10 protein-coding genes are annotated in these 10215 nt (G+C 72.1%); 8 read left to right on the top strand and 2 right to left on the bottom strand.

Features of this window, described 5'->3' with window-relative positions; translation table 11 throughout:
- Positions 1–140 precede the first annotated feature (140 nt).
- Entirely contained in the window at positions 141–1799 is a 1659-nt protein-coding gene (locus ABD401_RS08435; protein ID WP_344603568.1) for a choice-of-anchor G family protein, read from the bottom strand.
- 180 nt (positions 1800–1979) lie between these two features.
- Positions 1980–3266 carry a hypothetical protein gene (locus ABD401_RS08430; RefSeq protein ID WP_344603566.1) on the bottom strand — a complete coding sequence of 429 codons (1287 nt, stop codon included), beginning with the start codon at positions 3264–3266 and terminating at the stop codon, positions 1980–1982.
- Positions 3267–3581: 315 nt separating this feature from the next.
- Here ABD401_RS08430 and ABD401_RS08425 point away from each other — a divergent pair, with 315 nt between their 5' ends.
- Genes ABD401_RS08425 through ABD401_RS08390 form a run of 8 tightly spaced genes read left to right on the top strand, consistent with a single transcriptional unit; the run spans position 3582 to position 9981 of the window.
- Positions 3582–4355, top strand: a complete 774-nt coding sequence (locus tag ABD401_RS08425; RefSeq protein ID WP_344603564.1) for an enoyl-CoA hydratase-related protein — start codon at positions 3582–3584, stop codon at positions 4353–4355.
- A 3-nt stretch (positions 4356–4358) separates the two neighbouring features.
- Positions 4359–4982, top strand: coding sequence for a hypothetical protein (locus ABD401_RS08420; protein WP_344603562.1), 624 nt, complete (start codon positions 4359–4361; stop codon positions 4980–4982).
- Positions 4983–4994: 12 nt separating this feature from the next.
- Positions 4995–5903: an ABC transporter ATP-binding protein gene (locus ABD401_RS08415; RefSeq protein WP_344603644.1), complete on the top strand. Its 909-nt coding sequence runs from the start codon at positions 4995–4997 to the stop codon at positions 5901–5903.
- The gene (locus ABD401_RS08410) at positions 5900–6793 is read left to right on the top strand and encodes an ABC transporter permease (RefSeq protein ID WP_344603560.1); all 894 of its coding nucleotides are present in this window, start codon (positions 5900–5902) and stop codon (positions 6791–6793) included. Before ABD401_RS08415 ends, ABD401_RS08410 begins: the two co-directional genes overlap by 4 nt.
- Positions 6793–7743 carry an ABC transporter ATP-binding protein gene (locus tag ABD401_RS08405; RefSeq protein WP_344603558.1) on the top strand — a complete coding sequence of 317 codons (951 nt, stop codon included), beginning with the start codon at positions 6793–6795 and terminating at the stop codon, positions 7741–7743. The genes ABD401_RS08410 and ABD401_RS08405 overlap by 1 nt, the downstream gene beginning before the upstream one ends.
- The gene (locus ABD401_RS08400) at positions 7740–8513 is read left to right on the top strand and encodes an ABC transporter permease (RefSeq protein ID WP_344603556.1); all 774 of its coding nucleotides are present in this window, start codon (positions 7740–7742) and stop codon (positions 8511–8513) included. Before ABD401_RS08405 ends, ABD401_RS08400 begins: the two co-directional genes overlap by 4 nt.
- A 2-nt stretch (positions 8514–8515) precedes the next feature.
- The gene (locus tag ABD401_RS08395) at positions 8516–9535 is read left to right on the top strand and encodes an ADP-ribosylglycohydrolase family protein (protein WP_344603555.1); all 1020 of its coding nucleotides are present in this window, start codon (positions 8516–8518) and stop codon (positions 9533–9535) included.
- 2 nt (positions 9536–9537) lie between these two features.
- The gene (locus ABD401_RS08390) at positions 9538–9981 is read left to right on the top strand and encodes a MaoC/PaaZ C-terminal domain-containing protein (RefSeq protein ID WP_344603554.1); all 444 of its coding nucleotides are present in this window, start codon (positions 9538–9540) and stop codon (positions 9979–9981) included.
- The last annotated feature ends 234 nt before the right edge of the window (positions 9982–10215 follow it).

Below are 10215 nucleotides of genomic sequence, written 5' to 3'. Positions count from 1 at the left end.
TCGCACGGGGAGCGAGCGGGCCGTCCGGGGTGGCCTCACACTGAAGGAGGCCGCCCGGGCCGCGGACACCTTCGCGGCCGTATCTGGGTGAAGCAGGTGAAGCAGGTGGAGCGGGTGGTGCTGGCGGTGTCGGTCCTCACTTAGCGGCGGGCGTGCCGACCGCCACCGGGGCGGGTACGACCGCGCGGGGCGGCGTGCGCACCGGCGGTGCGGGTGCCCATCCGGTTCGAGCCGGCGGTGGCGGCCGCACCGGCGAGCAGCAGGCCGAGGCCGGCCGCCGCGAGCGGGGCGGAGTCGCCGGCGCCGGTGTCCGGCAGCGGGGTGCCGCCGCCGGTCGAGTCGCCCTCGTCGTCGTCGTCCGCACCGGCGACGACGCCGCTGCCCGGGCCGACCGTCGCCGAGGCGAGGTTGACCACGGCCAGACCGTCGCCGGCCGCCTTCTTGCTGATGCCGGCGCCGTCGGGGAGGACGCGGATCTGCAGCGCACGCTGCGTGAACGCGCCGCCCGACTTGTCCTGCACGTTGACCCGGATCGACAGGACCTGCTCGAGGGCGTCGAAGATCGGGTCGAGCAGCGTGCCGCTGACCTGGGTCAGCAGCGCCTGCACCGGCTGGAGCACGGTCGACAGAACCGTGTTCAGCGTCGGGCGGAGCGCCGTGAGCAGCTCGTCGACCGGCAGGGCCTGGAGGACGCCGCCGAGCAGCGGGATGGCCTCGCCGGTGATCTCGATGTCCTCGAAGGCCGCGGTGATGTCGTCGAGCAGGTCGTCGACGACGCCCGTGACGAGATCGCCGACGTTCTCGACGACCGCGTTGAGGATCAGGCGGACGAGTTCGGTGTTCGGCGGCAGGTTGTTCAGGTTCAGGCCGAGCTGCTTGAGCAGCGCCTCGACGTCGACGGTGATCTTCCCGTTCGACAGGTCGATCGCGATCGCGCCCTTGGCGACCGTGAGGTCCTGGCCGGCGACGATGTCGGAGAGCACCGGCAGGTTGGCGACGTCGATGTTCGCGCTGCCGCCCAGCAGACCGCCGAGCAGACCGCCGAGGAGGCTGTCCAGGTTCAGGCCGTTGAGCAGGTCGCCGAGACCCGCGAGCTCGTTCTGGCTGCCCGAGAGGTTCAGGCCGCCGAGCAGGCCGGCGAGGATCGGGCTCTGGAGGGTGAGCTTGAGGTCGGCGATGTTGTAGTCGCCGGTCTGCTTGCCCTTCTCGCCCTTGGCCTGGGTGGCGCTGGCGGAGATCGCACCCACGGACAGGTCGAGGTCGAGGAGCCCGCCGATGAGGTCCTCACCGAGGGTGGAACCGAGCAGGCCACCGAGGTCGAGGTCGGCGGTCGAGGCGGGGACGTCGTCCTTGCCGGAGACCGCGATCGCACCGGAGTCGGTGACCGCGCCGGAGGCGCCGACGGCGCTGCCGTCCTTCTTGGCGATCGCGGCCTGGTTCACGGCGCCGAGCTTGAGCAGCCCGTTGCCCTTGAGCAGGTTGACCGGTCCGAGGGGGACGTCGAGCGAGTTCAGCAGGCTCACGCCGAGCGGGTTGAGCGCCTTGACGACGTTCTGGTCGCCCTTGTTGGACGCGGCGGCGTTGTCCAGCTTCACCAGCTGGTCCAGGTTGGTGCCCAGGGCGGACCCGGACAGGAAGACGCCCTTCGACTGCGAAACGGGCTTCTCCGCGGCGGAGGCGACGCCGGAACCGGCGACCACGGCGCCGGCGGACACGACGGTGGTGACGCCCAGGGCAACGCCCTGGCGAGTGCGGCTCGGGGTCTGCCGCTTGTGGCGGGGCTTGCTCTTAGCGGGCACGCGAACTCCTCAGGTGTCTGAAACTGGCTGAGGTGTCGGAGGATCCGGTGCGTGGCTTGAGGGCCCGAGTGGTCGGAATTTCGTTGCCGGGCAAAGCAAACGGCCCCAGCGCCCGGAATCGGGGCTGGGGCCGCGTCGCCTTGTCCGGATTCGTCCGGACGGGCGGAGATTGCGTGTGAGCTACTTGACCAGAGCGGCCTTGAGTGAGTCGATCACACCGGCGACGGTCTCGATGTGCATCTTCAGCTCCTCCTCGACGGCGGAGGACGGAATCGTCCCGTTGGTGATGGTCTCGAAGAACGCGCCCGCCGAGCTGCGGTAGGCGTTCAGGTTCGCGAGGGCCGCGTCCATCTTGGCCTGGTCGGAACCCGCGGCCGCGACGGCGTAGTCGACGAAGTCGGACACGTGCTTGCTCCACGAGGCGTAGAACGCGTCGCCCTTGTCCTTGCCGGCGATGCTGCCGACGGCCTTGGAGATGTCCTTCGAGTTGCTGTCGACCGCCGCCGCAGCGGCGGTGAAGGCCGCGCTGTCCGCACCGGCGGTGTAGGCGGTGAAGACGGCGACGCCCGCGAGGTACACGTGCGAGGTCAGATAGTCCGTCAGATTCGCGCGGAGCGTGGAGGCCTCGTCGTTCGGGTCGCCCTCGCCCTTGGTCGCCTTGTCGACGCCGTCGGCCAGGTACGTGGCCATCATCGGCATGTGGCCGGCTGCGGACTTGAGCAGCTTGTAGGCCTTGGTCTCGCCGGCGGCGAACGCGTCGACGGCGACGGCCAGCATGCCGATGTGCTCGTTGAAGGCGGACTCGACGTCCGCGGCCTTCATCGTCCCGCCGGAGATCTTGGCGAAGAACGTGCCGGACGACTTCGCGTAGGCGGACAGGTTGGCGACGGCCTTCTTCTTGCCGGCCTCGTCCTGAGTCTTGGCCGCCACCGCGTAGTTCACGAAGTCGGTGACGTGGCTGCGCCACCGGGTGAGGAAGCCCTCCTCCTCGTCGGGGGCGACGGTGCCGATCGCGGCGGCGACGCGCTGCGAGTTGTCGTCGACGGCCTCGGCGGCCAGCTTGAACTCGGGGGAGTCGGCGCCGGCGTGGTACGCCGTCGCGACCGCCATGCCGGCCAGGTACACGTGCTCGGTGAGCAGGTGCGTGAGGCCGGCGCGCAGCTCGGCGGCGGGGGAGGTCGCGGAGCCCTTCATCTTCGTGGCGGTGGCGATGCCGTCGGCCAGGGCCTTGGCAGTCATCGGCATGTGGCCGGCGGCGGTGATCGCGTCGGCGAACGGGTTGCCCGTCCCCTTCGCGGTGAGCGCCGCGGTAGTGGTGCCGCCGCTGGCGCCCGCCGAACCCTGGGAGTTCTGCTGGTCGCCGGTCGCGCTCGCGGTGTCGTCGTCGCTGCCGCAGGCGGCGAGGCCGCCGCCGAGAAGCGCGGCCGACAGCGCGGCCGCGACGAGGGAGCGTGCTGGTGTGCGCATGGGAGTGTCCCGGGGTGTGAGGGGGCTGGGCCGGACGCCGGATCGACGTCTTGCGTCCTCTTCGGGACCGCGGCGGGGGCGGATTGGCCCGGGTTCCCGCCGACGTGGGTGGGCATCATCACCCTGCTCAGGGAATGAACCATCGCTCGGCACGGTTTACCGTGGATGTACGGGCCAGGCACGCGCCGCGGGGATGTCAGGACCTCGGCGCAGTTGCCGGTGACCGGCCTCACCGGGACGGAGGCCAGGTCACCTGCCTGTGAAGATCGCCCCCGGTGGTTTCCACCGGGGGCGATCGCTCTTAGCGTGGGGGTCATGGACGCCTACCAGCACATTCAGGTGAAGCGGGACGGGGAGACCGTCCGCATCACGATGAACCGGCCGAGCCGCCGGAACTCGCTGTCCGAGGACCACCTCCGCGAGCTCACCGCTGCGTTCTCCGAGGCCGGGCAGAGCGACGCCACGGGCATCGTCCTGGGCGCGAACGGGCCGGTCTTCAGCGCCGGGCACGACTTCGGCGACGTCGCCGCCCGCGACGTCAACGGCGTCCGGGACCTGCTCAACATCTGCACGAACCTGATGCAGACCATCCAATCCGTCCCCCAGGTCGTGATCGCGCGCGTCCACGCCCTCGCGACCGCGGCCGGCTGTCAGCTCGTGGCGACCTGCGACCTCGCGGTGGCCGCCGAGTCCGCCGGCTTCGCGCTCCCCGGCGGCAAGGGCGGCTGGTTCTGTCACACCCCTGCCGTGCCGGTCGCGCGCAACATCGGCCGCAAGCGCCTGATGGAGCTCGCGCTGACCGGCGACGTGGTGGACGCCACCACCGCCGCCGAGTGGGGCCTGATCAACTACGCCGTCCCGGACGACCAGCTCGACTCGGCCGTCGACGACCTGCTCGCCCGCGCCACGCGCGGCAGCCGCTCGGGTAAGGGCATCGGCAAGCAGACGCTGTACGCGCAGCTCGACCGGCCCGAGGCCGACGCCTACAACATCGCGATCCCGGTCATGGCCGCGCTGTCCCAGTCCGCCGCCGCGAAAGAAGGCATGGCCGCGTTCCTGGAGAAGCGGCACCCGGTGTGGCCTGATTAGTCCGTGGACCTCGAGCGCACGACGCTGCTGCGCGACCTGCTCGCGGGAACGGACTGGACGCGGCGGACCACGGAGTTCGCGCGGTCGCTGCGGCGGGCCAAGCACCCGCCCGGGGGGCTCCTGCTCGTCGGGACCCCGACGGCGGAGCCCTGGCACCTGGCCGCGCACCTGGACACCGAGGCTGAGCTCGCCGGTGTGGCCGAGCTCGCGCCGGTCCTCGTCCGGCACGCGGTGCCGGCCGGCGCCCCGCCGCACCTCGCCGTCGACCTGCGGCGCCTGGCGGCCGTGCGGCGCGGCGAGACGCTGCTCGTCGCGGCCGCCGACACCCCCGGGGAGGCGACGCTGGAGCGCGTCGCCGACGCCCGCCGCGCCGGCGCGACCGTGTTCGCGCTGGACGCCGGGGACCGCGACCTCGCCGGGCTCGCGCACGACCGGCTCAGCATCGGCGAGGACGGGCTGGTCGCGGACGGGCTGATCGTGCCCGTCGGCGACGGTTTCGAGGTCGCCTCGCATCTCGTGAGCACGGCGGCGGGGCAGCCGCTGCCACGGCGCGGGGTCCGCGCGCGGCTCGCCTCCGCCCTCGAGGTGATCAGCGGTCCCGCCCCACGACCGCAGCGGTCTTTGTAGGCTCGCCCGGTGATGATCACGACGGCCGCCCTCACGCGGCGGTTCGGGACGTCGGTCACGGCGGTCGCGGACCTCTCGGTCGACATCCCCCCGGGCATCACCGGGCTGATCGGCGCCAACGGCGCGGGCAAGTCGACGTTGATCAAGATGCTCCTCGGTCTGCTCCCGCCCTCGGCCGGCACGGCGAAGGTGCTCGGGCACGACATCCGCACCGAGGGGGTCGCGATCCGGGAGCGGGTGGGCTACATGCCCGAGCACGACTGCCTGCCGCCGGACATGTCCGCGACCGAGCTGGTGGTGCACATGGCGCGCATGTCCGGTCTGCCGCGTGCGGCGGCCCGGGAGCGCACCGCCGACACGCTCCGGCACGTCGGCCTCTACGAGGAGCGCTACCGGCCGATCGGTGGCTACTCGACCGGCATGAAGCAGCGGGTGAAGCTGGCCCAGGCGCTCGTGCACGACCCGCAGCTGGTCTTCCTCGACGAGCCGACCAACGGCCTCGACCCGACCGGGCGCGACGAGATGCTCGGCCTGATCCGCCGGGTCGGCACGGAGTTCGGCATCTCCGTCCTGGTCTCCTCGCACCTGCTCGGTGAACTCGAGCGCACCTGCGACCACGTCGTCGTCATCGACGGCGGAAAGCTGCTGCGCTCCTCGTCGACGGCGGAGATCACCGCGAAGGGGGCGGTCCTGGTGGTCGAGGTGACCGAGCGCGGCGAGGAGGTCGCCGGGGCGCTGCGGTCCCAGGGCCTGGAGGCCACCGCGGACGGAGACGTCCTGCACGTCGGTCTCGTCGACGACAGCACCTACGACGCCGTGCTCGCGGTGGTGACGAGCCTCGACCTCGGCCTGGTCCGCCTGGAGCGGCCGCGGCACCGGATGGCCGAACTGTTCGCGACGCCCGCCGGCGGTGGCGCATGAGCGTTCCCACGCAAGGGCCCCGCGGCGGCGTCATCCACGACCTCGGGTTCCGGCACTACGAGGGGCCGCGCGCGGGGTCGCGCGCGATCGCGCTTGCCCTCTACGTCGACACCCTGCGCGGCGCGTTCGGCCTCGGCCGGACGGCGAAGTCGAAGATCATGCCCGCGATCCTGCTGTTCGCGCTGGTGCTGCCGGCCGTGATCATGGCGCTGATCGTCGGCATCGACAACCGTCTGACGATGCCCGCGAACTACACCGAGTACGTGCTCTCGACCTCGGCGCTGACGAGCCTGTTCATCGCCGGCGCCGCGCCCGCGAGCGTCTCGCGCGACCTGCGGTTCCGGGTCGTCGCGCTGTACTTCTCGCGTCCGCTGCAGCGCGTCGAGTACGTCCTCGCGAAGTACGCCGCGCTCGCCAGCGCGCTGTTCCTGATGATGGCGATCCCGCTGATCGTCATGTACGCGGGCGCGCTGCTCGCCAAGCTCTCGATCGGCTCCCAGACGCCGGACTTCCTGCGCGGCCTGGGCGGTGCGGCGGTCACGGCCGTCCTCGTCGCCGGCATCGCGGTGACGATCGCGGCGATGACCCCGCGCCGCGGCGTCGGCGTCGCGGCGATCATCGTGTCGCTGATCGTCCTGGCCGGAGTGAGCGGGACCGTCACCACCGTCGCCGACGAGAACGGCGCCGAGACCACGGCCGCCTACGGGGAGCTGATCTCGCCCTACGCGCTCGCGCACGGGGTGCAGCACTCGGTGTTCGGCGGACCCAGCGAGGCGACCGTGCCGCCGCCGGGCGCGACCGGGGGCGCGATCTTCGTCCTCGTCGCCGTGGCGGTCGTGGCTGCGTGCCTCGCGCTGCTCATGGCGCGGTACCGGAAGGTGTCGATCTGATGGCGACCCTGCGTATCGACGGCGTCTCCCGCTGGTTCGGCAACGTCGTCGCCGTCAACGACGTGACGATGGAGTTCGGTCCGGGGGTCACCGGTCTGCTCGGCCCGAACGGAGCCGGCAAGTCGACGCTGATCCACATGATGGGCGGGTTCCTGCCGCCTTCCTCGGGCGCGGTCACGCTCGACGGGCAGCCGGTCTGGCGCAACGAGGGGATCTACCGCCGCATCGGTCTGGTCCCGGAGCGCGAAGCGATGTACGACGTCGTGAACGGCTACGACTTCGTGCTCGCCAACGCCCGGCTCCACGGCCTGCCGGACCCGGCGGCCGCGGCCCGACGGGCGATCGAGACCGTCGACCTCGTCGACGCCCAGAACCGGCCGATCTCCACGTACTCCAAGGGCATGCGCCAGCGCGCGAAGCTGGCGACCGCACTGGTCCACGACCCGCAGGTGCTGCTGCTCGACGAGCCGTTCAACGGCCTCGACCCGCGGCAGCGCCTGCACCTGATGGACCTGCTCAAGCGGATGGCGGCCGAGGGCCGCACGGTCATCGTCAGCTCCCACATCCTCGAGGAGGTGGAGGAACTCGCCGACCGGATCGAGGTCATGGTCTCCGGCCGCCACGCCGCCTCCGGCGGCTTCCGCGAGATCCGCCGCCTGATGACCGAACGCCCGCACCGGTACACGATCCGGTCCGGAGACGACCGGGCCCTCGCGGCGGCGATCATCGCCGAGCGGTGCGCCTCCGCCGTCGAACTCGTGGTCCCGAACAACGCGCGGGTCGCCCCGGGCGTGAACGCGGACGCGAACCTGCAGGTCCAGGCCACCGACGTGGGGGAGTTCGTGCGCGTGCTGCCACGAATCGCGCATCAGCGGGGGATCCGCCTCTACGAGGTCAGTCCCGCCGACGAGTCGCTGGAGTCGGTGTTCGCGTACCTGGTGAGCCGATGAACACGCACACCGGGCACGCGCCCACCATCGGCGGACCGTTCAACATGACGGTCGCTCAGCTGACGATGCGTGGCCTGCTGGGCCGCCGCCGCATCATCTTCCTGCTCGCCCTGCCCGCGCTGCTGCTCAGCCTCGCGATCCTGATCCGCGCGCTCGCCGGCCAGGACGACGAGGTCACCGCCGGGGTGGCCGGCGGCCTCGGCATCGCGGTGTTCGTCCCCCTGATGGGGGTCATCGCCGGCACCGGGGCGATCGCGCCCGAGATCGACGACGGGTCGATCGTCTACCTGCTCGCGAAACCGCTCTCGCGCCACACGATGGCGACGACGAAAGCCATCGTCGCGATGGCGACGATCGTGCTCTTCTCCGGTGTCCCCGCGGGACTCGCCGCGTTCCTGATGTCGGGCACCGACAACGACCTGGCGCTCGGCTTCCTGGTCGGGGCCTCCGTGGCCGGTATCGCCTACGGCGCGGTGTTCCTGCTGCTCGGTGTCGTCACGCGCAGCGCGGTGCTGGTCGGTCTGCTCTACGCGCTGGTGTGGGAGACGGTGGTCGGCAGCTTCATCCCCGGCGCACGGACGCTGAGCATCTCGCAGTGGGCGGCCTCGGTCACCGAGGCGATCGTCGGTGAGGACGTCGCCGACAGCCTCGGTCTGGAGTCCGCGGTCAGCCTGGGTGTCGGGATCCCGATGCTCGTGATCGTCACGGTCGGGGCCACCTGGTACGCCGGGCACCGGCTGCGCACGATCCGGCTGTCCGGGGAGGAGTGAGCGTGGCGGAACGAACCGCGCCGGCGGCGGTGCGCAACCGCGCCGCGGGGGCCCTGCTCGGCACGGCGGCCGGGGACGCCCTCGGCGCCGGCTACGAGTTCGGCGACCCGATGGCGGCCGATGCCCCCGTCGAGATGCGCGGGGGCGGCGGCTTCCAGTGGGCACCGGGGGAGTGGACCGACGACACCGCGATGGCGCTCGTGATCGCCGATGCCGCCGCGGCCGGCGACCTGCGCGACGAGGCCGTCCAGGACCGCATCGCCGCGGCTTGGGCCGCGTGGGCGCGCGACGCGACCGACGTCGGCGTCCAGACCCGGAAGGTCCTCACCGACGCGTCCGCGGCCGCCGGTGGCGTCCCCACGGCGAACCACCTGCGCGCGGCCGCCGCCGAGCTGCACGCCGGCACCTCGCGCACCGCGGGCAACGGGTCGCTGATGCGCACCGCGCCGGTCGCGCTGGCCTACCTCGGGGACGCCGAGGCGTGCGCGGAGGTTGCGTTCGCATTGAGCAGCCTGACCCACGCCGACCCCGAGGCCGGCGAGGCGTGCGTGCTGTGGTCGCTCGCGATCCGGCACTCCGTGCTGACCGGTGAGCTCGACGCCCGCGTCGGTCTGCTCGGGCTGCCCGCCGCGGCCCGCGAGAAGTGGCTTAAGCGGCTCAACGAGGCCGAGCGCGAGCCGGCCACGACGTTCCGCGACAACGGCTGGGTCGTCCACGCACTGCAGGCCGCCTGGGCGTGCATTCTGCAGACGCCGGTGCTGCCCTACGACCCGGACCAGCACCTCGTCGACGCCCTGGAGAACTGCGTCCGGGCGGGCGGGGACACCGACACCGTCGCCGCGATCGCCGGTGGGCTCCTCGGCGCGTGTCACGGCGTGGGAGCGATCCCGCAGGACTGGGCCGACGTCCTCCACGGCTGGCCGGGACGGTCGACCGACGACCTGGTCCACCAGGCTAGAGAGCTCGCGGCCGCGAGCTGGGCCGAGGACCCCGACGCCGAACTGTTCGACCTGCCGGAGTGAGTGTGCGTTACGCCGAGGACTTCGTCGCCGGGACCGTGTACCAACTGGGTCGCTGGCCGATGACCGAGGCCGACATCGTCGCGTTCGCGAAGACGTTCGACCCGCAGCCGATGCACATCGATCCTGACGTGGCGTCAGCCGGCCAGTGGGGCGGGCTCATTGCGAGCGGTCTGCACACGATGGCCGTGTACCAGGCCCTGATCGTGGCGTCCGTCTGGACCGACGTGGTGGGCAAGGCCGGGCGCAACGTCAACGCGCGGCTGCGCCGCCCGGTCCGCCCCGGGATGGTGCTGACCGGCACGGCGACACTCACCGAGGTGACCCTGCGCCCGGAGAAGGGCGACGCGATCCTGGGCTGGCATGCCGAGCTGGTCGACGAGGCCTCCGCAGAGGTCGTCCTGATCGTCGACGCGGACGCCGTCGTGTACATGCGACCGGCCGCCTGACCCGCCCGGGCCAGCCCTGGCACACGGGTCCGGTTCTCAGCCTCCTCTCACCCGGGGAACTCTGCGGGGGTACAGGTCCCGGACCAGAGGAGACACCCGTGTCCAGAAGGAGCAGGCGTCCGCTGTTCGCCGCCCTGCCGATCGCCGTCAGCGCGGCCCTGGTGCTGACCGCGTGCGGGGGTGGCAGCGACAGCGGGGACGCGACGGCGCAGACGGACCCGGCTGCGGTCGCCG

Source organism: Sporichthya brevicatena, from assembly GCF_039525035.1.
GTDB classification, from domain to species: Bacteria; Actinomycetota; Actinomycetes; order Sporichthyales; family Sporichthyaceae; genus Sporichthya; species Sporichthya brevicatena.
This window is presented reverse-complemented; position numbering and strand designations above follow the sequence as displayed.